The sequence below is a fragment of the Streptomyces sp. Ncost-T10-10d genome (genome assembly GCF_900091955.1).
In the GTDB taxonomy this organism is placed as follows: domain Bacteria; phylum Actinomycetota; class Actinomycetes; order Streptomycetales; family Streptomycetaceae; genus Streptomyces.
Genome location: NZ_FMDF01000219.1, coordinates 1 through 20,466, shown reverse-complemented (window position 1 = coordinate 20,466; position 20,466 = coordinate 1). Strand labels below are relative to the sequence as shown.

The following is a 20,466-nucleotide window of genomic DNA, read 5'->3' as shown; positions in this document are numbered from 1 at the left end:
GTGGGCTGCGGGGTGGCGGGATTCGTACCTCGCAGCGAGGCAACACCGGAGCACCGGGTCCACGTCATACAGACCGCGGCACGAGGCGACGGCTACATGCCCCCCAGCCTGCTGGGAGCACTCATGTCAGAGGTCGGCACGCTGCAGGAGAACCTGCTCCGCCCACAGGGACTGCACTTCAGCGGTCTGGCGCCCGCGAGATTGACGTGCTCCGCCTCATCGCCGAAGGACACTGCACCGACACACGGTCACGCCGCAGCGTCTGGCAGCGGACCAGGACATGGGGCACGTCGACGGTACTCACCCCCTCCAGCAGCGAGGCCAGTCCCCATCCCGTCCTCAACGGCCTGGTCGACGCCCTGCCCCATAATTGGCAGCATCGGATGGGCCGCGTCGCCGAGCAGCGTCACCAACTGTCATAGAGCACTGACTTTGTGACTGCCCCTCATCGAAGCACGAAACCCGGAACCATGTCGTCGTCGGGGTCGACGATGAACCGGTGCTCGCCGGTCTGGTACGCCCGGCCGGTGACCACCGGCACCACAGCCTCCCGACCTGCCTCGCGCGTGGTCCTTTGCACCCGCGCAAGCCAGGTCGCCTCGGTGATCGAGCTATGAGCGAGCACTTGGCCGGGCTTGAGCCGGCCGGTGGAATGCAGCGCGGCAACCCGCGAGCAGGTGCCCGACCCGCAGGGCGAACGGTCGACCTCACCGTCGGCGAACACGGTGACATTGCGCTGCCGCAGGCTGCCGTCCGGACCGATCCCCTGGTCGTCGATATAGATGACGCCGTAGATACCGCTCAGCCTGTCGTCGAGCGGGTGCTCGGCGAAGGCGGTGGGGTTGAGGAAGCCCTTGATCTCGCGGCTCAGCTCGATCAGCGCGGTAAGCGAGGCCACACTCACGTCGAGGCCGACCGCTGCGGCCGGGACGTGAGCATAAATCGCGCCGCCGAAGCTGATCCCACACCGGACCTCCCCGCGCGAGGTCGGGACCGCCACCTCGTCGTGCAGGACGTAGCTGGCAACACTGACGAAATCGACGCTGACGACCCGGTCGCCGTCGGTGGCCACACGGGCGCGGACTCGCCCCGAGGGCACGTCGATCACTACCTCCGTGACCCCGCTGGGATCGATCGGAACCCTGCCGCTACGCACCGCCCACGCGCCGAGAGCGATGGTGCCGTGACCGCAGGCGGTCGAGAACCCGTCCTTGTGCCAGAAGAGAACACCGAAATGGGCTCCCGCATCGTTGGGCGGAACAATGAACCCGCCGTACATGTCAGCGTGGCCGCGGGGCTCGGAGCACAGCAGGGCACGCAGCCCGTCGATCCCAGGATCGGAGATCGCGCTCACACGCTTGTCTGCCACGGTGTCGCCCGCGATGCCGGGCACGTCGGTGACGATCCGGAACGGCTCACCGCCTGCATGATAATCGACGGTGCGGATGTCGGTGGTGGTCATGGTGGGGTCCGATCCTGATACGGGACAACGGGACGGGCCGTCAGGCCATGGGCACAGAGGGGTAGTCGGTCGGCGCGCCAAAGGTCCCCCTGATCGACCGTGTGGACACCCGACACCTCCCGAGCCGGCCTCATTGCCCGCGAGTGAACCATGTGACATGGCATAGTGCAATGGCACATCCGGGATTCTCTGCAGAGCTACCCAGCGAACGCCAACAGCCACTACCAAAAGCCCACATGGGTGACGGCCGACGCGAACGGACTTCCTCGCCTGGTTCAGAACGGACCTCGCCCTGATCGCAGGAGCCCCTTGCCGTAGCCCAGTCAGTCCAGCCGCACGTGTGAGAGACGGTGAGGGCGACTCTCTGTGCGCCGCCAGCGGCCTGGTCCGGGTCGGCAGCGCCGTCGAGGATGCGCTTGGAACGGGGCGGCACCAGGTGCAGCCGGGCGCATCGCCGCACAGGTCGTTCGATGGCCCCGCCGGGTGCGACCGGCCGGGACTCGTGGCCCGACACGAGCCGCCGGTGCAGCATCAAGACCTCGAAGGTCTGCTCCACTCTTCACCACATCGGCTGCGGCACCAACCCGAAATCCTGCGGGTTCCGCTCGACGATCTCGACATCCACGCCCAGCGAGCGGCCGTGCTGCACGACCGACTGTTCGAAGCCCTGATCGACCAGGGCCTTGACGGTGCTGGGAGCCCGTTCGGCGACGGTGTCGAGCAGAGCGATACCGGCCTCGTTGTCATGGGCACTCGCCGCGACCACCACCACTGCGATGACCAGGCCCAACACATCCACGGCGATCCTGCGCTCGCGACCCGGTACTCGTTTCGCGGCGTCCTTGCCGGTCGTCACCGCGGGCAAGTTCACGGCGGCGTGGACACTCCGGGTGTCCAGGACCACAGGGACGGGTCCTCCAATCGACCGGCCCGCTCCCGAACCGAGCAGCGCAACAACTCGTTGATGGCCTGATCCATGCTGTCGTCCCGCCACTTCGCGAAGTAGTGGTACGTCGCCCCGCGGGCCGGCAGATCGTGCGACAGGCAGACGGGCCTTGTGCCAGGGCCCGCCTGCGGTACCCGGCCGTCAGACGGTTGGTCCGGCAGCGGAGGCGGGCGTCGCGGGGCCGCCCAGGCCGAGCCGGTGTCCGAGGCCGACGCCGTGCTGGCAGAGGGCCGTCCCTTCAGAGAGCCGGTTCTTCTCCCACGCCCGCAGGGCGCCATCAAGGGACGGAACCTGCTGCGGGGCGGTGAAGAGGGTAATGGCGTCGGCGGCCGCCTTCTCCGCACTGGCCGCGGTGTGCGGCCGGACGACAAAGGCCGCGTCGCCGGTCAGCAGCATCCGGCTGCTTCACCGGCACCGCCACCCTGACCAGCGCCGGTCGCTGGACGATGACGGTCAGCGTGCGTGGCAACCAGGGCCCCGCCACGGGCACCCGGTCCCTGCCCCTGCCCGCGCCGGACGGGCGGGCCGACTTCGCCCGGATGCTCACCGCCATGGGGCGGCTGCACTCCCTGCGTATGGATGAGACCCTGCGCGGGTCGACAACCGGCCCGGCGGTCCTCATGCGACGGCAAGCAGGGAGACCGCCTCATCGTCAGCCTGCTCACCACAATCGCGGCCGCGGTGACCGCGGCCTCTGCCGGGGCGGCCATCTGCTTCGTCTACGGCCACCACGTCGGAGGCAGGCCTCTGCGAAGGGCCTACGGACCAACCATGCCCGTCTCCGACCCAAGCGTTTCTCCGCTGCGCGCTCTGCGGGCAACCGGCCGCTGGCTCGTGCCGGGGGAAGCGGCCGTATGCGGCGCTTTGACCTCACCGTCGCACCAGTGCGAAAGGCGGGGCTCGTCGGGCACCGACCAGCAACCGGCGCAGCCGACTGTAGCCAGATGGCCACAGACCGGAGTTGCGGCGTGCTTCGGGAACCCGCAGGCTGTATCTGGCAAGCGACCTTGATGACGCAAAGAGGTGATCAGGTTGCAGGACCACTCGCGCCCGGTCAACCCCTCGAAACATGGGCACGGGTGACGCGTGCCGCCTCAAGGGCCGGTACCCCCGGTGAGTCCGGTCGCGATACTCCAACGACCGCCCCAGCACGGGACTCAGGCAGACGGAACTGGCTTCATGTCCCAGTCGGACTCCGCATCAGGCGCCCGGAGTACTTCCTTGCGGCACACGCTGCGGACTCCCCTCTCGCTCAGTGGTGCCCGTTGACCGTCTGGCCCGAAGCGGCCCACGTGGTCGAAGTGTATGACCACCGGTTGCCCCAGCCCACCACCCACCACAGGGAGCCACAGCATATGGACGGAAAGCACAAGATACTGGCTGCACTGACCGGAACTGCGCTGACAGCCGGACTCACTGGCCTGGCCCTCGGGCCCACCACCACACCTGCTCACTCCCCAACCCTGCGCGCCGCCACCGGGCCCTCTGGGATGTCGGTCGTGGAGTGGAACCGTGAGCTCATCACCGTCCTGAGCGATCCGAAGGCCCAACCGCCCACCATCCACCCCACGCGCAGCTTCGCGCTCCTTCAGGCTGCCGAGTACGACGCGGTGGTATCGGTCACCCGGGCCGGCCCTGCCTACTTGTTCTCGGTGTCGGCGCCGCGAGGAGCCCGTGCAGACGCCGCAGCGGACCAAGCAGCCCACGATGTGCTGGTGGCCCTGTACCCGGCCAAGCGCGCAAGCGTGGACCGACGGCTGAGCAGCCAGTTGTCCGCGATTCCCAACGGCCCCGGCAAGCAGGCGGGCATTCGCGTGGGAGCCGAGGTCGCCCGCAGGCTGATCAGCCTGCGATCCCATGATGGGTCCTCGACCAAGCCGCCGCCGTTCAGTCCCCGGAACGTCGCCGGCGGCTACCGGGCCACACCGCCCGACTTCCCCACACCGGTGTTCACCAACTGGGGCTCGGTCAAGCCGTTCGTGCTTGCCAAAGGAAGCCAGTTCCGCCCGGCGCCGCCGCCGGCCGTCAGCACCGCCGAGTACGCCGCAGCCTTGAATGAGGTCAAGAGCCTGGGAAGAAAGACCAGTACCACCCGCACCCCCGATCAGACCGCAGCCGGGAAGTTCTGGGCGGCAGCGCCCGTCTGGAACGTCTGGAATCAGATCGCGCAGGGCCTCGTCACCTCCCAGCACGCAAGCCTGGAGAAGGCGGTGAAGGTCTTCGCCCAGCTCAACCTGTCCCTCGCCGACACCGCGATCGCGATGTACGACGCCAAGTACACCTACCGCGTATGGCGGCCCGTGACCGCCCTCCGGCTCGGTGGTACGCACTACAACCCGCGCATCGCCGGCGATCCCAACTGGACCCCCCTGCTGCCGACCGCCCCGGATCCGTCCTACCCCGCCGCCCACGGCGCTCTCAGCCAGGCGGCGGCAACGACGCTCACCAGGTTCTACGGTGCGCAGCACCACCTCGTGGTCACGTCGAAGGGGGTCACCCGAACCTTCGCCGGCTTCCAACGCGCCGCCACCGAAGCGTGGCTCAGCCGGATATGGACCGGCCAGCACACCTCCATCGACAACCGGGCAGGCCAACAACTCGGCACGCAGGTCGCCGATTTCGTGGCGCAACACATCTGACTTCCCGCACCCGTGCAGCGTCGACGCACCGCATGGCTGTGGCCAAAAGCCAGCTGTACCCAGCGTATCGGGTACAGCTGGCCCGAACATTGTGCTTCGGCCACGCCAGACGTCGTGGGGCGGTTGAAGCACTGCCAGAAATACACCGTCACCCCGAGCCGAAACAACGGCAACCGCTGGCTCTTCGACCACGCCGAGACCGTCACCGAGGACAGCCTGGATCGGATCGCCGCGCACGGCGGCGCGCTGTCGGTGCAGAACCGGCTGTCGTTCCAGGGCGATGCCTTCGTCCGCCGCTACGGCATCGGCGCCGCCGCCGCGCCGCCGATCCGGGCCATGCTGGAGCGCGGACTGACCGTCGGCGCCGTCACCGACGCCACCCGCGTCTCCACGTACAACCCCCGGGTCGCTCTCCACTGGCTGGTCTCCGGCCGCACCGTCGGCGACGTCCTCGTCCGCCCGCCGTCCAACCGGGTCGACCGGCAGACCGCGCTCGCAATGTTCACCGCGGCGGGCGCGGAACTCACCGGCGAACAGGACGTCAAGGGCGTCCTGCGCCCGGGGTACCTGGGCGACTTCGCGGTCTTCTCCGAGGACTACTTCACTGTGCCGGAGCCCGTGATCCCTCACATCGAGTCCCTGCTCACGGTCGTGGGAGGCCGCATCGTGTACGCCGCCGGCGAGTACGAGGGCCTCGACGAGGAACTGCCGCTCGTGACCCCCGCCTGGAGCCCGGTCGCGCACTTCGGTGGCTACCGGTCCGCCGACCTCGCGCGCCTCGGCGGCGTCCGCCAGGCCGAGTTGATCGGCGAGGTCGTCGGCGAGGCCGGCGAGCATCTGCGGTGGCGGGTCCGCCATGCACCGAGGCCGGTTGCTCGCCTCGGCCATGACCGTACAGGTGGTGCTGTTCGCCGGGGCGCTCGGCACGACCGTCGCGGGGCACGACAAGGTGGGGACCGCCGTCCGGTACACCCTGATCGTGCTCCTCGGCCTCGTGATGCGGCTGCAGAACGCGGTCGTCCGGCGGCTCGGCGTCCCCGACCTGTCGACGACCGTGCTCACCCTCACGCTCATCGGGCTCGCCGCCGACTCCGGCCCGACCGGCGGAGCGGCGCCCCGGCCCGGCCGACGGATCCTGTCCGTGCTGGCGATGTTCCTGAGCGCCCTCGCCGGAGCCGTGCTCCTGAAGATCGGGATCTCCCTCGTTCTGGCGGTGGCGCTGGCACTGCTCGCCACGGGCGCGGCGGTTCTGTGGCGACCCTCGGTCCCGGGTGCGGGGTGGGCCGCCGCGCCGTGAGCCGGGTCATGCGCTTCAGCGGGAGGGAGTCTCCCGTACCGGGTGCTTGCTCAGGATCGACACCCGGTTGAAGGCGTTGATGGTGATGGCCACCCAGATCACGGCGGACAGCTCGTCGTCGCTCAGCGCCTCGTGGGCCTCGGCGTACGCCCGCTCCTGGGCGAGGGCGTCGGCGGGGTGGGTGGTGGCCTCGGCAAGAGCGAGGGCGGCGCGCTCGCGGGCGGTGAAGAGTTCGGTGTCGCGCCAGGCGGCGAGCACGCCGAGGCGCCGGGTGGTCTCACCGGCCCGCAGCGCGGCCCGGATGTGCACGTCGAGGCAGTAGGCGCAGCCGTTGAGCTGGGAGACGCGGAGGTTGACCAGCTCGACCAGGATCCGGTCGAGACCCGCATCGGCGGCGGTGGTACGGACGACATCGGCTGTCTTCACCAGTGCCTGGTACGCGGTGGGGCTCTGCTTGTCGAGGTGGATCCGTCCGGTGGGCCGGAGGGCTGCCGTGACCTGTACCGTCTCGCTCACCCTGTGCTCCTTCGTTTGTTGCCGGGCGTTGTCGTCACGGCTATCATCGTCCATGATAGTTGAAATAGAAACTACATTGAGAGGGGTCGGGAGATGGGTGTCACAGAGGTCGAGGTCCTCACGGCCCGGGACGTCCCGCTGGGCGGCCCGCGCGCCATGACCGTACGCCGCACACTGCCCCAGCGGGCCCGGACGCTCATCGGGGCCTGGTGCTTCGCCGACCACTACGGCCCCGACCTGGTCGCCGACTCCGGCGGCATGGACGTCGCCCCTCACCCGCACACCGGACTGCAGACCGTGAGCTGGCTCTTCACCGGCGAGATCGAGCACCGCGACAGCTTGGGCACCCACGCCTTCGTACGGCCCGGAGAGATCAATCTCATGACCGGCGGGCACGGCATCAGCCACACGGAGGTCTCCACACCCGACACCACCGTCCTGCACGGCGTCCAGCTCTGGGTGGCCCTCCCCGACGAACACCGCCACGCCCCTCGCGACTTCCAGCACCATGCCCCTGAGCCGCTCCGCGTCGACGGCGCCGAACTCAGGGTCTTCCTGGGCACACTGGCCGGCGAGACCTCCCCCGTCCGCACCTTCACCCCGCTCCTCGGCGCCGAACTCCTCCTCGACCCCGGTGCCACCGTCGCCCTCGACATCGACCCGGCCTTCGAACACGGCCTGCTCGTCGACGAAGGCGACGTCCACCTCGCCGGCACGGTCCTCCACCCGGCCGAACTCGGCTACGTGGCCACGGGGCGGACGACACTCACCCTCACCAACGCCTCCGACCACCGCGCACGGGCGGTCCTGCTCGGCGGCACGCCGTTCGGGGAAGAGATTGTCATGTGGTGGAACTTCATCGGCCGCAGCCACCAGGACATCGTCGAGGCGCGGGAGGAATGGGAGCGGGCCTCCGACCGTTTCGGCAGCGTCGACGGCTACCCCGGCGACCGGCTGCCCGCCCCCGCCCTGCCGAACGCCGTCATCGCACCCCGCAAGAACCCCTCCCACCACTGACCCCGCCACCGAAAGGACCGTCATGAGCGCGCAGAGCACTACCCCCCTCGTCCGTCGCGTCGACGCCCGCCACCGCTACGAGATCCTCGTCGACGACAAGCGCGCCGGCCTGACCGCCTACCGCGACCGCGACGACCGGCGGGTCTTTTTCCACACCGAGATCGACGACGCCCACGCCGGCCAGGGACTCGCCGCGATCCTCGTCGAGCAGGCCCTGACCGACGTCCGCGCCTCCGGGATGCGGATCGTCCCCGTCTGCCCGTACGTGGCCGAGTTCCTCAAGAAGCACCAGGAGTTCACCGACATCACCGACCCCGTGACCCCCGAGGTCCTCACGTGGCTCGACGCCCAGCTGGGACGCTGACGCCACCGAACAAACAGCTCGAGCTGGCCGAGCAAGGCGCAAAGTGTGGACGGGCGCGGTGTGATCACGAGGAGTATGTGCGACCACGGACAGCCTTGAGCACACCGATGTCCCCGCCGACACCGGCGAGGTGACCCGTGTGATGGCCCGGCCCACCGCGAGCGACCACGACCTGCTCGGCGCCATCGTCTCCCTCGGCTTCGAAGACCTTCTGACCGCGCTGCCCCAGGGCCTGGACACACCGCTCGGCGAACGCGGCGCCGGCCTGTCCTCCGGCCGGTCCCAGCAACTGGCTCTGGTCCGGGCGCTGTTGCGGGACGCGCCCCTTATGTGCCTGGACGAACCCACCGCGCGCCTCGACCCGGAGGCTGAAGCGCGGGTCCTGTCGGCTGGCCCGCGACCGTACGGTCCTGCTCGCCACCCACAGTCCGGCACTGCTGCCGCTGGCGGACCAGGTCATCACACTGAGGCACGGGAGAGTCCGATGAACGGGAGCGGCGCCTGGCGTCTGCTGCGCATGGCGGCTCCGCGCCGCGCCCTGCTGACCGGCACGCTGCTGGCCATCGCGGCCGAACTCGGCGGTGCCGCGCTCCTCGGCGTGTCCGGACGTTTCTGACGACCTGTGCCGTGGAGACCGCCGCGGGTCTGCCCGCGAACGTCTGCGCACCGCTCGCGGCGGCCGTCACCACCGCGTGCCTGATCGAGATCCTGCTGCTGTGGGCGATGCCGCTCCTGGGGGCAGCCGAGCTGGTCGTCTGGGCGGCCGGGCCGGTCTGCGCCCGGCGAGCCCACCGCCGCGCACGAGCCCATCTGGGCACCGCTGCCGAGGCCAGGTCCGAGCTCCATACCGTGCTGCTCGGCAGCCGGGCCGCCTTCGACGAACTGCGCTGCCTGGACGCCGTACTGCAGGCGCGACGGTCGGCGACGGCCGCGATGGCGGCTGTCGAATCCGCCGAGTGGGCCGCCGCCCGAGCCGAACGGCTGGGACGTCCGGCGCTGCGCCTGCTGGCCGCCGTCGGCCAGGCTTCGGTGCTGGTGATCGCCCTGTGCGCGGCCCCGGCTCAGCCGGTCGCCTCCGTGGTGGGCGAGGTGCTGCTGATGGTCGCTGGGTGGGAGTTGCTGGAGCGGCTACCCCGGCTGCTGCACCTGCTGACCCAGGCGGGCGGAGCGGCCGGACGCCTCGCGCCCCTCGCTGCCGAGGAGCCACCCGCGGGTCGGCAGCGGCCGACCTCACACGTCCTGGAAACAGACGGAATGCCGCTTCCCGGCTCGCCTGCACCCCTCTCCACGACCCTGTCCGGCCCCGGCCTGGTGCTGGTCACCGGCCCCAACGGCAGCGGGAAGTCGACGCTGCTCGGACAGCTCGCCGGACGGATACCGGCCCCTGTCGGCACGGTCCTCCTCGACGGCACGCCGGTGCACGACCTGCCGGCCCGGGTCGTCGCCGAGACGGTCACCCTGGTGGAAGCCGACGACTGGCTGGCCGACGACACGGTGGCGGCCAACCTCCGTCAAGCCGCCCCCCTCGGCCGACACCGCCGCCTTGCGGGCCGTACAGGAAGTGGTCGGTCTCTCCGCGCTGCCGCTCGACACCCCGGTGGGCCCCGGCGGGCGTCTGGTCCCAGGGGCGGCGGCGGCGCCTCGCGATCGCACGCGCCGTGTTGCGGCGCCCCCCGGTGCTCCTGCTGGACGAGCCCACCGCCGGCCTGGACCGGCCCACCGCCGAGGCTCTGCTGGACGCGCTGTTCCCTCCGCATGAAGGCCTGACCGCCGAGATCGGCGGTGCCCTCCTCGGGGCGGCCGTGACCGTAGTGGGCGTACCGCCTCCGGTACGGCCGGACCATCCGCCGCGTGTGCTCGGCCGATCAGAAGATGTTGTTGTGGAGGAAGCCGTCGCCGAAGTAGGCCGCCTGGTCGGCGACCCTCAGGGAGCGGATGGAGCCGTGCCTGACGAAGGGCGGTACGCCGTCCGGCGGGCGCGGGGTCGGGGTGAAGGACTGCAGCGGGGTACGGAACTTTCCCTCCCGGTCGACCACGTCCTCGCGCCACAGCCAGTACAGCAGCGCGTAGTTGTCTCGTGCGAGCGCAATGCCCTGCCGGATTCCCTGCCCGAACCAAGGGGTAGACGGGGCTGGTGTTTCCGCGCCCCCGCATCAGGTCCACCCGGCCGTCCGCGAGGTGCTGGAGTATCGCGAAGTCCTCGGCGATCTTCACCGGTCGTTGATGGTGATCCGGGTCGTGGCGGTGGACAGGTCGGCTTCTCGGTGCGGGCGGCGATGTGACCGAGCGTCGTGGTCGGGGACGACGGTACGAACGGCGGGTTGTGGTGCTCACCGGTCGCGAAGACGTCCAGGCCCACCTCCTCCACCTTGAGCGCGATGTCGACCATCGCCTTGATGCGTTCATGCTCCGACGGAGTGCGGGCTGTGGTCGGATCGATGGTCACGTCCCCGACCGTGAAGATGCCGAACTGCATGGGTCCTTCTTCTTCCGGCAATCGTGTGCGGTGGGGAACGCCAGGCGCCGGGTGCACGACCGTCGTGACTGTGAGCGCACCGGGACATGCCCTCCAGTGCCCTGCTCCCGCGCGTCGGCGCCGGGCGCCGTCGTCCGGCACGGATGATGACCACTGGGGCCGGCTGCCGATCCGGTGCCCTCTGCTGGGAGAGGAGTTCTTCGATGGCTGATGAACCGGTGTTGGTGCTTGCAGCAACCGGTGGACAGGGCAGGGCCGTGATCGACGCCCTGCTGGCCCGCGGGGCCCGGATCAGGGCGCTGGTCCGCGACCCCGGTCGCAGTTCCGCGCAGAAACTGGCCGGCCGAGACGTCGACGTGATGGCGGGTTCCCTGAGCGATCGCGGGTCGCTCGCCGCGGCCATGAAGGGGGTGGCCGGTGTCTTCGCGTTCACCACGCCATTCGAGGCCGGTGTCGAGGCGGAGGTGGGCCAGGGGCGTGCCATCCTCTCCGCCGCGGCGCAGGAGCGCGTCCCGCATCTCGTATTCAGCTCGGTCGCCGGGGCCGACCAGGACAGCGGCGTACCGCACTTCGAGAGCAAGGCTCGCATCGAGGCGGAACTGACCGTGGGTGATGTGCCATACACAATCCTGGGGCCGACGTACTTCTTCGACAACGCACTCGGCGGAGCGGAACGCATCCTCGACGGTGTTCTCGATCTGCCGCTGCCGCCCGATCGGCCGTTGCAGCAGCTCGCCCGCCCCGACCTCGGCGCGTTCGCGGCGGAAGTGCTGCTCAACCCTGCTCCGTATGTCGGGCGGCGTATCGAACTGGCCTCCGACGCCCCCACTCCGGCACAGATGGCGGCTGCGCTCGGTGCCGCGCTGGGACGGGAAGTACGCCATGAGCGCGTACCGCTGACGTCCATCGGCAATCCGGACATGCACGCGATGTGGACGTTTCTGAACGGCCCCGGCTACCGCGTCGACATCCCCGCGCTCCACGATGCCCACCCGGAGATCCGCTGGACCGGCTTCGCCGACTGGGCGCGGCGCACCTGGGCGAGCGCCCGCTGAACCTGCCGTCCGCCTACCGGCCCGGATCTCACGAGCACGCCCGTGCGAGCCGGGCCGGTCCGGATCTCACGCGTTCACGCGATGGGGCGAACTCGCGCCGCAATCGCTGCTGCGGATCCGGGCTTGTGGCATGGGCATCCGTCAGGGTCCGGCCGGGCGCACGGAAGACCTCGGCAACGCGCAGCTCCTCGAAGGTCCGGACCGGCACGACCGGAAAGGCGTCGGGGTCGAAATCGTTGGTGCCCGCAGTTGTCTGATCACCCATGGTGGGCCCCAGCTCGGGGACGGCGGCCCACCAGCCTGGCCAGTCGGACGCCCCTTGTCGAAGTCGCTCATGAGCCAGCCCGTCCATTCGGCGCCGAACGGGTACGGGGCGGGCGTCCCGAAGTCGAACACGGATAGGTTGCCGACGGGCAACATCACCAGTTCCGACTCGGTCTTGCTGGGCGTCGGCGTGACGGTCGTGAGGATCGTGGCCCTGTGGGTGCCGCCGAAGGTCGTGCCCCAGCCGGCGACGAACGCGTCCACCGCTCCGGGGGTGACATAGACGTGCGTGGTGTCGTACTGGGGACCTATCGCCGTGGCCGAAGCCGGCGCAGCGGCCGCCTCGTCCTGAGCCGAGGGCGGTACCCCGGATCCCACCACGCTCAGTGCCACCATGAAGGCGGGCAGCATCCACGCCATCGCTCTGCGCTTCATTTCCGTTCCTTTCCGCAGGAACCGCATACAGCGAAAGCTAGGCGCCGAGCGCGGGAGCGATCATGCCGGCAGCGCCCGGGGGCTTGCCATTCCGGGAACGGTGCCGGCCGGGTGTCAGGTCCCCAGGTGCGCAGCGCGCCACTGCACCGGCGACATCCCATACGTTTCGCGGAACGTCCGGCTGAAGTGGGAGGGGTTGGTGAAACCCCAGCGGGCGGCCATCGCCGCGATCGACCTGTGGGCCGCGCCGGCCCGGGCGAGTTCCTCACGCGCCGACTCGAGCCGCCTCGTCCGCACCCAGGCGTTGACGGTGGTGCCTTGCAACTGGAAGAGCCGATGCAGGTAGCGCAGGGAGATGCCGTGCTGGTCGGCGATGCTCTGAGGGATGAGTCCGGGGTCCTGCAACCGGACCTGGGCGAATGCCGTGATCCGCTCCCACAGCGCAGGCGCGGGCCGGCTGCTGGCCTGCTCCAGAGCCAGAGTGGCCAGGATCTCCACCGCGATGCGGGCGAGGTGGTCGCGTCTGGTCGCAGGGGTCCGCGTGATCTCGTCGACGAGCCCGCACAGCAGCGGCAGCAGCAAAGCCGCTGCTCCCTCCCCGGCGTCGTCCACCACGGTTGCTGTCAGGGCGGCCAGCTGTCCTTCCTCCAGCCGGAGCAGGGCGCGGGGCATCATGAGGATCCGGGCCCGCTGCCGCGTGGGCAGCACGATCCGGTACGGGCGCCGCGCGTCGTGGAACGCCAGGCTGCCGGGCCGGAGTTCGGCGGTGCGGCCGTCCTGCAACAGCATTGCGGTGCCGTCCAGTTGCAGACGTACGAGGATGTGGGTGCTGGGATCTGCGGCCACCGAGCGGGCGCTGCGCAGGATCGTTCCCGGGCCGAACTCCTCGGTGGCGATCTGGAGCGCGCCCAGGCGCTCGGCAGTCAGCTCGCCCACCCACGGACGGCCGCCCTCCACGGCGACCTCCAGCCCCACGAAGACCTGTGACAGCGCGCGTTCCCACGCGGCGGTGCGGTCCCTGGGAGCGAGGCTCCGGGTGGAGAAAGACGCCCCTTGGCCGGGAATAGTCAGTAATCCGGTCAGCACGGCATTTCTCCCGTCCCACGGCTGGCACGCTCCCGGTCGAGCCAGTCCGTGGGAGACGGGCCGAAGGAGTTGTAGAAGGCCCCGCTGAACCGGGCGGGACTGGTGAAGCCCCAGCGTCGCGCGACCTGGCCCAGGCTGACCGATCCCGTTGCCCGTGCGACGAGTTCCCTACGGCACTCGTGCAGCCGCAGCTCGCGCGGATGCACTGGCACACGGTGGTGTCCTCGGTCTCGAACAGTCGGTGCAGATATCTGGCAGAGATGCCATGGGCTTGGGCGACGGCTCGGGGGCAGACCGGAGTCCGACAGGTGCCAGCGGATGAAGGTCTTGATCCGCAGCAGCAGGACCCGGTCGGCACCTGGCAGGACGGCGGTATCCTCGCCCAGGCGGTCCACCCGGGCGGCGCGCGGCCCGTTCGGGCCACGGGCATGGAGGACAACGGACAATCATCCAAGACGGTCAAGTACTGCGCCGCACGCCGTCCGATGTCTCACATTTTTTTGACCACTTCCTGCCCCTGTGGAATGCGCTTGTGTCCGCTGTTCGGCGGGGTATCCGTGGTGGTGACGGACTCCGCACGCCGAAGCGCCGCGCACATCTCCGGCGTTGCGGAGCATGTGCGCGGCGCGTGGCGTTCCACGGAATCGGACCTGCCGGGCGTACTAGTTGACGTTGATCCCGGACCATGCGGCAGCGACGGCCGAGTACTCCGCGCTGCCCGCCCCGTACAGATCGGTCGCCGCCTTCAGCGTAGCGACTCGCGCCGCGGCGTAGTCGGTGGACGACGTCATGTACGTGGTGAGCGCCTTGTACCAGATCTGGACGGCCTTGGCGCGTCCGATTCCGGTGACGGTGGAGCCGTTGGAGGTCGGCGAGTTGTATGAGACACCGTTGATCGTCTTCGCGCCGCTGCCCTCGGACAGCAAGTAGAAGAAGTGATTGGCAGGCCCGGACGAGTAGTGGACGTCGAGTCGGCCGACTGTCCTCGACCAGTAGTCGGCCGAGCCGCCGTCCTTGCTCGGCTTGTCCATGTAGCGCAGTGGGGTGCCGTTGCCGTTGATGTCGATCTTCTCGCCGATGAGGTAGTCGCCGACGTCGCTGCTGTTGCCGGCGTAGAACTCGACCGCCGTGCCGAACATGTCACTGGTCGCCTCGTTGAGGCCGCCCGACTCACGGCTGTACTTCAGCCCGGCGGTGGACGCGGTCAGACCGTGACTCATTTCGTGACCGGCGACATCCAGCGAGGTGAGCGGCTTGACGTTGCCCGCGCCGTCGCCGTACGTCATGCAGAAGCAGCTGTCGGACCAGAAGGCGTTGACGTACGCGTTGCCGTAATGGACCCGGGAGTAGGCGGCCTTGCCGTCGCCCGCGATGCCGTTGCGGCCCAGCTCGTTCTTGTAGAAGTCCCAGGTCGTGGCGGCACCGTAGTGTGCGTCGACCGCGGCCGTCTGACGGTTGGTCGCGAGACCGTTGCCCCAGTTGTCGTCGGCGTCGGTGAAGAGGGTCCCGGTGCCGCTGGTGCCGCCGTTCAGGTCGTACGTGGTGTGGCCGCCGCGAGCGCCGTCGGTCAGGTTGTAGCCGGACCCGGAGGCCGTGGTGCCGAGGGCGACGGTGCCGCTGTACTGGCTGGTGCCGGACCCCGTGTCGATGGCCTCGTAGGAGTAGAGCTCCTTGCCGCTGGTGGCGTCGGTGATGACATGGCGCTCGCTGGGCGTCCCATCGGCCTGGGTGTCCTTGACCACGCTCTCGTACGCCAGCGCGGGCTTGCCTGTGGCGGCCCAGATCACTTGCCGGGCGTCGGACTTGGCGGCGGTCGCGGCGATCGTCGACGCCACGGATATCTTGGCGTCAGTAGCCTTGGACACCCCCTTGATGGAGCCGTCCTTCCTGGCGTGGGTGACCAGATCGCCACCGAGTACGGGCAGTCCGTCGTAGGTGCGCTCGTAGCGGGTGTGGACGGTGCCGTCGGCGTCCTTGATGACATCGCGGACGACGAGCTTCTCCTTGCCCCCCAGCTTGATCTCCGCGGCGACGGAAGCGGCCCCGGCCTGGGCCTCCTTGATGGCCGCGGCGCGCTGAGAGGCGCTGAGCGGTAGGGCGGTGGCTCCGGCCGCACGGTCCGGGGCGGCGCCTGCCGAACCTGCTTGTACTCCGACGACCACCATGGCGGCGGACGCAGCGATCGCGGCAGCACGCAGAGCGATTCTCACTCGGTCTCCTTCACTCGGCACACACGTTTCGTGAGGGGGGCGCGGAGAGAGTTGCACCGATCGGCGAATCATTGACAGTGGCCCGTCAACCTTTTGACCAGAACTTGTCCGAAGAAGGTGGCCCCGTGTTCGCTATTCGGTCATCTGTAGCTGTTCGCAATGTACTTGAGCAGAACGGCCCGGGTTCAAACCCGCTCGGGCGAAGGCGGGCAAGGATCCCGTTGGGGCCGGCCGGGCCCCCGGCAGCGACTGTCTGTGTCGCCTGTTCGCGGCGGGTGTGTTCGCGGGGCGGGCATAGGCCGCCCTCAGCGGGGCGGTACCCGTCCGGGCCCTCGGCAGGCTGTCATCGCCCTCGCTCGCGGCCGCGTGAACGCCCTGTGGGCACTCCTGCGCGACAGTCGTCCCTTCGAGAGCAGTCCACCACCTGTGATATCGGCTTTGGGCGAGGTGACCACAGCCACTCACGAGCCGGGCCCGACAACCACGTTGAGAACCGGTAGTGAGTCCCCGTCGGTCGACTGCGCGGCTTGGAGCAGCCTGGCAGCCGTCATTCGCCCAACGTTTCCCTCGCTCGGTGAGCGAGCTCGGCGTTATCGCATGCCACAAGGCTCCGCAACGCCTAGGGCTCATCGGGAACGCGAAGGAATATCGCTTCCCCAGTCGTGGCCGTCGCCACCGGCATCAGCTCCCCAGGCTTCGCGCCTACCCGACTGGGCAGGAACTCTGCCATGTCCTCCTCGCGCCAGTTCCCGAGGTCCCTTCGCCAACCGGCCCACGACGTCGTACGACCATGGTGTTGGCAATATCGCCAGGCTTGGCGAGCCGCCCAACGTTGAACCGGCGCAGGACTCCGACGGCCGCGACGGCCGCTGGCGCATCACCCGGGACACCGCGGCGAACCGGATGGTCTCCACCGTCGATCCCGAAGCCCGACACGTGCACAAGAACCACAGTAACCAGCAGGACGGCTTCAAACCCGGCGTCGTCGAAGGCGACGACGCCGGAGACGCCGGGCCGCCGGACTTGGGGCTGCTTCATCCGGCCGATACCAGGAGCCGGGTGACCACCGACGCCCGTGGAATCGGTGCGACGGGCCGGGTCAGCCGGCGCCAGTCCTGACCACGCCACTGGGCACCGGCCGTTCAGCACCCTGGCGCCGGTGGCGGGTGGGCCGCCAAGTGGTGACGAGGGCTGCGGCGAGGAGGAGTTCGGCGATGTCGCCGCCGTAGTACATGATCTCCGCGCCGCCTCGGACCTGGTCGATGGGCGCGTGAACGTTGATGAGGAAGCCGCCGTAGATCAGCTGGGAAATCGTGGCATGCGCCGCGACGGCGATCCCGAGGACGACGAGCCGGGTGGGAACGCCGGGCCGGGTCGGGGCGGGGTCGGGGCCGGCGGTGATCCAGGCGAACAGGCAGCCGGACAAGAGAAAGTGGGCGTGCATCAGCCAGTGCAGTACGGGCTGGTTCATGGTCGCGTTGTACAGCGGAGTGAAGTACAAGAGCGCGAGGGTGCCGGTGCTCAGGACCAGGGCGGTGACCGGGTGGGCGAGCACTCTGGCCGGGCGACTGTGCAGAACGCCCATCAGCGCGCGGACGCGGGCGGCAGGCAGGGTGCGCAGCAGCAGGGTGACCGGCATGCCGAGCACCAGGGCCAGAGGGGCGTACATGCCGATGAGCACGTGCTGGGCCATGTGTCCACGGAAGTCGCCGTGGGCGAAGGGGGCCAGCGGTGGCAGCATTGCTCCGGCCAGCAGGGCGCATCCGGTCAGGAAGCTCGCAGTCCGCCGGTGTCTCCAGCCCTGGACAGGATTGCGCTGCCGGGCCCGGCCTGCGAGGAGAAGGTAGGCGGCGGCAAGCAGGATGACTGCAGCTGGGGGCAGCAGCGTCTCCCACAGACCGCTACCTGCGCCATGGTCGTGCATGTGGTGATGCATGTCGACGTCCATCAGGCATGCAGGGCGGGCTGCTCGGTGGCGTCGGGGTCGAAGGGTCGGCCGCTGCGCTGGAGCAGGTAGCCGCCGATGATCATGAGGAGGCCCAGGAGCAGGAAGCCCATGTCCCACCAGATCTGGTGGGGACCGCCGTGGACGTGGTGAATGCCGAGGATCTGATGGTCCAGGAGACCCTCGACGATGTTGAACAGGCCCCACCCGACCAGGATCCACCCCCACAGCACCCGGGAGGTCCACACTCGGCGACGCTGGTGAGTGACCCGGGAGTACAGGATGCCCAGGCCCAGAATGACCGCGACCCAGCAGATGGCGTGGAAGATGCCGTCCCACACGGTGTTCATCTCCAGACCGGAGACCGTGTTCGCGGGGTAGTACTTCACGCCGATGCGGTCGTGGTTGGTGCTGGTGAGCATGTGGTGCCACTGGAGGAGCTGGTGGAGCAGGATGCCATCGACGAATCCGCCGAGCCCCACCCCCAGCACGATTCCCGGCAACTGGATGCTCCTGGGCAGCGTGCCCTCTCGTGTCTCACCGGTGGTGGTGGCCATCGCCTGTCCCGTCTGATCTGTCCTTCGGATACGTGAGCCTGAACCAATACGTTCCCGGCCTGATCTGCCCATCACGAACGGGCGTCCTTTCGGCCGAATGACACCGCCATTCGAGGAACGGCGCGCTCGGGTCGTGCTTGTGGGCGAGACCGGCGTTGCCGAGCATCCGATCCCGGCCGCGGCCCGTGAGCTTCGCCCAGGCCCTGGTCGAGGTCGTCGGCATGGTCGCCCACGTCCGGCTCGTCCCGCACCTGGTTCCCGGGAGTTGCCCGCGGACGAGCCGGCCATGCCGTGAACGTCATCGGGGCAGCTTCGCCGTGCGCTCGCGGCAAACGGCGCACCGCCGAACTCATCCGCGAACTCGTCGACGAGCCGACGGCCGGCAAGGCCCGCCTCAAGGCGCTGGAAGACGAGATCGAACAACTGGTCACCGCCCACCCCGACGGGGCCGTCATCCGCAGCCTGGCGGGAAGTGGGGCTGGCTCTCCCCGTCGACGGCGGCTGAGACTCAACCGTCCCCTCGGGTGGGACGTCCCATTTTCTCCCGGAAACGCGTGGGACGGAATCTTTGTCCGACGGCCAGGAAACGCTGAGCGACACAGGGTCTCACTCAGCCGATCCTGAAGACACCCTCATAGGAGAGTCCATGAATCGCACGATTCAGCGCAGCCTCGTGGCCGCGATTGCGGCGATCGCGGTGTTGCCCGCTGCAGTCGTCTCCGCCGACACCGCCGCCGCGCAGCAGCGGCACACGGCGCCTCACCAGCAGATGCCCCACCGACGCACGGCCCCGCCCCAGCTGTGGGCACCCAGCCACTCCACGACCCGGCCCGTTGCCGGCACCCGCTACGTCCGGGGCCGGGTGGTAACCCGCCACATGCCGCTCAGGATCCGCTCCGGCCCGGGCACCGGGTACCGGGTCATCGGCTCGCTGCGTCCCGCCAGCACGGTCCACATCTCCTGCAAGAAGTACGGGCGCAACGTCCACGGCAACCACCGCTGGTACAAGCTCTCCTACAGCAAGGGCTACGTCTCCGCCCGCTACGTCCGCAACGTGGGCGCCATCCCCTGGTGCTGAGCAGCTGTGCCCGCCCGTCCCGCTCACGGGGCGGGCGGGCCCGTTCCACAAAGCTCACGAGCAAGCGAGGAGACCCCCCCATGTCCCTTTCCTTTCCATCCAGTCCGGGCCGCAGAGCCGTCCTCGGCTTCGGGGCTGCGGTCGCACTGACCGCCACATTCCCCGCCGGCAGGGCAGAAGCCCAGCCGAAGGCTCAGCCGGCCAGCCTGGCGCCGGCGGGCAAGCCGTGGATCCGGGGTGTACGGCTGCACCACTCCACGGTGCTGCAGTCCTTCGCCTTCGACGAGCGGCACGGCCACATGTACGCGCTCCAGGTCATGGAGGGCGGCGTCCGGCTGCCGGGCGAGCCGCGCGCGTACACCCATGCCGAGCGCGCGGCCCGCGGCGACATGTGCCTGAACCGGCTCACCATGGGCGGCGCGCTCACCGGCGATATGTACCTGCTGGGCTTCGGCCACGGCAGCGCCCTCGGCGTGGAGGACACGGCCCGCCGCGCCGGCGCTCTGTGGACGGAGTGGGACGCACAACCGGCCTCCGGGTACGGCCGCGGCATCTGCCGCTTCACCTTCACCGCGGGCCGGGTGCTGACCCGCGCCGGCCACAGGATTGCCACGCATCGCCCGCTCCCCGGCTCCACAAATAACCAGGTGACCCTCGACCCGGCGCACGACCAGCTGCTGCTGCGGTACAAGGTGGGCGGCGTACCGCGCTACGGGGTGTACGGGCTCAAACAGTTCGCGGCCGGGGACTTCCGGCCGGTCACCGGCTTCGCTCAGCCCGGCGCCGAACTGGGGCTCCCCTTCCAGGGCATGGCGCTGTACGGCCCGTACGCCTACCAGGTGCTCGGCCACGGATACGGCGCTGACAACCCCGCCGGATCGGCCGGCGACGTCCGTCTGTTCCGTATCGACGTGCGTACCGGCCGCGTGGTGCAGCGGGTGCTGGACCACACTGCGAGGGGGCTCTACCCGCGCGAGCCGGAGGGCCTGGCTGTACTGCGCCGGGGCGGGCCCTGGCTGTGCCTTGGCTTCACCCAGGGCCCGCCCTCGGACCGCACCTTCTCTCTGTACTACAAGCCGATCGCCCGATGAATCCGGCCGTGCGTGTGGCCACCCTGCG

At 69.6% G+C, this 20,466-nt stretch carries 19 protein-coding genes and 5 pseudogenes; 12 read left to right on the top strand and 12 right to left on the bottom strand.

Features of this window, described 5'->3' with window-relative positions; genetic code table 11:
• Positions 1-335 precede the first annotated feature (335 nt).
• The 4 genes and pseudogenes from GA0115254_RS47010 to GA0115254_RS38740 all read right to left on the bottom strand — a co-directional run.
• A pseudogene (locus GA0115254_RS47010) lies at positions 336-410 on the bottom strand (FAD-dependent monooxygenase); the annotation flags it as partial.
• A 35-nt stretch (positions 411-445) separates the two neighbouring features.
• Positions 446-1,462 (bottom strand): proline racemase family protein, encoded by a 1,017-nt coding sequence (locus GA0115254_RS38750; protein WP_093899946.1) that lies wholly within the window; start codon positions 1,460-1,462, stop codon positions 446-448.
• 559 nt (positions 1,463-2,021) lie between these two features.
• A complete protein-coding gene (locus GA0115254_RS45010) occupies positions 2,022-2,366 on the bottom strand; it encodes a transposase (RefSeq protein ID WP_218105613.1) in 345 nt (114 codons plus the stop codon).
• 183 nt (positions 2,367-2,549) lie between these two features.
• Positions 2,550-2,804 (bottom strand): hypothetical protein, encoded by a 255-nt coding sequence (locus GA0115254_RS38740; RefSeq protein ID WP_093899944.1) that lies wholly within the window; start codon positions 2,802-2,804, stop codon positions 2,550-2,552.
• Between the two features lie 959 nt (positions 2,805-3,763).
• On the opposite strand from GA0115254_RS38740, the gene GA0115254_RS45005 reads away from it, so the two are divergent.
• The 3 genes and pseudogenes from GA0115254_RS45005 to GA0115254_RS47000 all read left to right on the top strand — a co-directional run bounded on the left by GA0115254_RS45005 (position 3,764) and on the right by GA0115254_RS47000 (position 6,344).
• Positions 3,764-5,047, top strand: coding sequence for a vanadium-dependent haloperoxidase (locus GA0115254_RS45005; protein ID WP_176740463.1), 1,284 nt, complete (start codon positions 3,764-3,766; stop codon positions 5,045-5,047).
• Positions 5,048-5,215: 168 nt separating this feature from the next.
• Positions 5,216-5,917, top strand: a pseudogene (locus tag GA0115254_RS47005) (amidohydrolase family protein); the annotation flags it as partial.
• A gap of 16 nt (positions 5,918-5,933) precedes the next feature.
• On the top strand, positions 5,934-6,344 hold the full coding sequence (locus tag GA0115254_RS47000) for a DUF1275 family protein (RefSeq protein WP_370741019.1): 411 nt from the start codon (positions 5,934-5,936) through the stop codon (positions 6,342-6,344).
• Between the two features lie 15 nt (positions 6,345-6,359).
• Here GA0115254_RS47000 and GA0115254_RS38725 read toward each other — a convergent pair whose 3' ends face one another.
• Entirely contained in the window at positions 6,360-6,860 is a 501-nt protein-coding gene (locus GA0115254_RS38725; RefSeq protein WP_093899941.1) for a carboxymuconolactone decarboxylase family protein, read from the bottom strand.
• Between the two features lie 93 nt (positions 6,861-6,953).
• Here GA0115254_RS38725 and GA0115254_RS38720 point away from each other — a divergent pair, with 93 nt between their 5' ends.
• The 5 genes and pseudogenes from GA0115254_RS38720 to GA0115254_RS48050 all read left to right on the top strand — a co-directional run.
• Positions 6,954-7,877, top strand: a complete 924-nt coding sequence (locus GA0115254_RS38720; protein WP_093899940.1) for a pirin family protein — start codon at positions 6,954-6,956, stop codon at positions 7,875-7,877.
• Positions 7,878-7,899: 22 nt separating this feature from the next.
• Entirely contained in the window at positions 7,900-8,241 is a 342-nt protein-coding gene (locus tag GA0115254_RS38715; RefSeq protein ID WP_093899939.1) for a GNAT family N-acetyltransferase, read from the top strand.
• A 142-nt stretch (positions 8,242-8,383) separates the two neighbouring features.
• On the top strand, positions 8,384-8,857 hold the full coding sequence (locus GA0115254_RS38710; protein WP_256102995.1) for an ATP-binding cassette domain-containing protein: 474 nt from the start codon (positions 8,384-8,386) through the stop codon (positions 8,855-8,857).
• Between the two features lie 107 nt (positions 8,858-8,964).
• Positions 8,965-9,684: pseudogene (locus GA0115254_RS48055) on the top strand (ATP-binding cassette domain-containing protein); the annotation flags it as partial.
• Between the two features lie 32 nt (positions 9,685-9,716).
• Positions 9,717-9,905: pseudogene (locus tag GA0115254_RS48050) on the top strand (hypothetical protein); the annotation flags it as partial.
• A gap of 75 nt (positions 9,906-9,980) precedes the next feature.
• On the opposite strand, the pseudogene GA0115254_RS38700 reads toward GA0115254_RS48050, so the two are convergent.
• Positions 9,981-10,717: pseudogene (locus GA0115254_RS38700) on the bottom strand (LLM class flavin-dependent oxidoreductase); the annotation flags it as partial.
• Positions 10,718-10,920: 203 nt separating this feature from the next.
• Between GA0115254_RS38700 and GA0115254_RS38695 the strand changes: the two are divergent.
• Positions 10,921-11,772 carry an NmrA/HSCARG family protein gene (locus tag GA0115254_RS38695; RefSeq protein ID WP_093899937.1) on the top strand — a complete coding sequence of 284 codons (852 nt, stop codon included), beginning with the start codon at positions 10,921-10,923 and terminating at the stop codon, positions 11,770-11,772.
• A gap of 141 nt (positions 11,773-11,913) precedes the next feature.
• On the opposite strand, the gene GA0115254_RS38685 is transcribed toward GA0115254_RS38695, so the two are convergent.
• From GA0115254_RS38685 to GA0115254_RS38670, 4 genes are all read right to left on the bottom strand, one after another.
• Complete coding sequence (locus tag GA0115254_RS38685; RefSeq protein WP_256102994.1) at positions 11,914-12,471, bottom strand: hypothetical protein; 558 nt, start codon at positions 12,469-12,471, stop codon at positions 11,914-11,916.
• A gap of 114 nt (positions 12,472-12,585) precedes the next feature.
• Positions 12,586-13,557: a helix-turn-helix domain-containing protein gene (locus GA0115254_RS38680; protein ID WP_256102993.1), complete on the bottom strand. Its 972-nt coding sequence runs from the start codon at positions 13,555-13,557 to the stop codon at positions 12,586-12,588.
• The gene (locus tag GA0115254_RS46985) at positions 13,551-13,769 is read right to left on the bottom strand and encodes a helix-turn-helix domain-containing protein (RefSeq protein WP_256102992.1); all 219 of its coding nucleotides are present in this window, start codon (positions 13,767-13,769) and stop codon (positions 13,551-13,553) included. The genes GA0115254_RS38680 and GA0115254_RS46985 overlap by 7 nt, the downstream gene beginning before the upstream one ends.
• Positions 13,770-14,219: 450 nt before the next feature.
• A complete protein-coding gene (locus GA0115254_RS38670) occupies positions 14,220-15,722 on the bottom strand; it encodes a M4 family metallopeptidase (protein ID WP_256103002.1) in 1,503 nt (500 codons plus the stop codon).
• Positions 15,723-16,670: 948 nt separating this feature from the next.
• On the opposite strand from GA0115254_RS38670, the gene GA0115254_RS45000 reads away from it, so the two are divergent.
• Positions 16,671-16,886 (top strand): hypothetical protein, encoded by a 216-nt coding sequence (locus GA0115254_RS45000; protein ID WP_176740462.1) that lies wholly within the window; start codon positions 16,671-16,673, stop codon positions 16,884-16,886.
• Here GA0115254_RS45000 and GA0115254_RS38665 read toward each other — a convergent pair.
• Entirely contained in the window at positions 16,867-17,703 is an 837-nt protein-coding gene (locus GA0115254_RS38665; protein ID WP_093899961.1) for a cytochrome c oxidase assembly protein, read from the bottom strand. The two genes, GA0115254_RS45000 and GA0115254_RS38665, sit on opposite strands and share 20 nt — an antisense overlap.
• A gap of 11 nt (positions 17,704-17,714) precedes the next feature.
• Positions 17,715-18,269 carry a DUF2243 domain-containing protein gene (locus GA0115254_RS38660; protein WP_093899935.1) on the bottom strand — a complete coding sequence of 185 codons (555 nt, stop codon included), beginning with the start codon at positions 18,267-18,269 and terminating at the stop codon, positions 17,715-17,717.
• A 646-nt stretch (positions 18,270-18,915) separates the two neighbouring features.
• On the opposite strand from GA0115254_RS38660, the gene GA0115254_RS38655 reads away from it, so the two are divergent.
• The gene (locus GA0115254_RS38655; RefSeq protein WP_093899934.1) at positions 18,916-19,347 is read left to right on the top strand and encodes an SH3 domain-containing protein; all 432 of its coding nucleotides are present in this window, start codon (positions 18,916-18,918) and stop codon (positions 19,345-19,347) included.
• Positions 19,348-19,427: 80 nt separating this feature from the next.
• Positions 19,428-20,438 (top strand): phage baseplate protein, encoded by a 1,011-nt coding sequence (locus GA0115254_RS38650; RefSeq protein WP_093899933.1) that lies wholly within the window; start codon positions 19,428-19,430, stop codon positions 20,436-20,438.
• Positions 20,439-20,466: the final 28 nt, after the last annotated feature.

What these genes read in the sequence shown, in the direction of transcription:
- GA0115254_RS38750 (WP_093899946.1), bottom strand. Translation starts at nt 1,462, where the DNA reads ATGACCACCACCGACATCCGCACCGTCGATTATCATGCAGGCGGTGAG.
- GA0115254_RS38740 (WP_093899944.1), bottom strand. Translation starts at nt 2,804, where the DNA reads ATGCTGCTGACCGGCGACGCGGCCTTTGTCGTCCGGCCGCACACCGCG.
- GA0115254_RS45005 (WP_176740463.1), top strand. Translation starts at nt 3,764, where the DNA reads ATGGACGGAAAGCACAAGATACTGGCTGCACTGACCGGAACTGCGCTG.
- GA0115254_RS47000 (WP_370741019.1), top strand. Translation starts at nt 5,934, where the DNA reads ATGACCGTACAGGTGGTGCTGTTCGCCGGGGCGCTCGGCACGACCGTC.
- GA0115254_RS38720 (WP_093899940.1), top strand. Translation starts at nt 6,954, where the DNA reads ATGGGTGTCACAGAGGTCGAGGTCCTCACGGCCCGGGACGTCCCGCTG.
- GA0115254_RS38715 (WP_093899939.1), top strand. Translation starts at nt 7,900, where the DNA reads ATGAGCGCGCAGAGCACTACCCCCCTCGTCCGTCGCGTCGACGCCCGC.
- GA0115254_RS38710 (WP_256102995.1), top strand. Translation starts at nt 8,384, where the DNA reads ATGGCCCGGCCCACCGCGAGCGACCACGACCTGCTCGGCGCCATCGTC.
- GA0115254_RS38695 (WP_093899937.1), top strand. Translation starts at nt 10,921, where the DNA reads ATGGCTGATGAACCGGTGTTGGTGCTTGCAGCAACCGGTGGACAGGGC.
- GA0115254_RS38685 (WP_256102994.1), bottom strand. Translation starts at nt 12,471, where the DNA reads ATGAAGCGCAGAGCGATGGCGTGGATGCTGCCCGCCTTCATGGTGGCA.
- GA0115254_RS38670 (WP_256103002.1), bottom strand. Translation starts at nt 15,722, where the DNA reads ATGGTGGTCGTCGGAGTACAAGCAGGTTCGGCAGGCGCCGCCCCGGAC.
- GA0115254_RS45000 (WP_176740462.1), top strand. Translation starts at nt 16,671, where the DNA reads ATGGTCTCCACCGTCGATCCCGAAGCCCGACACGTGCACAAGAACCAC.
- GA0115254_RS38665 (WP_093899961.1), bottom strand. Translation starts at nt 17,703, where the DNA reads ATGCATCACCACATGCACGACCATGGCGCAGGTAGCGGTCTGTGGGAG.
- GA0115254_RS38660 (WP_093899935.1), bottom strand. Translation starts at nt 18,269, where the DNA reads ATGGCCACCACCACCGGTGAGACACGAGAGGGCACGCTGCCCAGGAGC.
- GA0115254_RS38655 (WP_093899934.1), top strand. Translation starts at nt 18,916, where the DNA reads ATGAATCGCACGATTCAGCGCAGCCTCGTGGCCGCGATTGCGGCGATC.
- GA0115254_RS38650 (WP_093899933.1), top strand. Translation starts at nt 19,428, where the DNA reads ATGTCCCTTTCCTTTCCATCCAGTCCGGGCCGCAGAGCCGTCCTCGGC.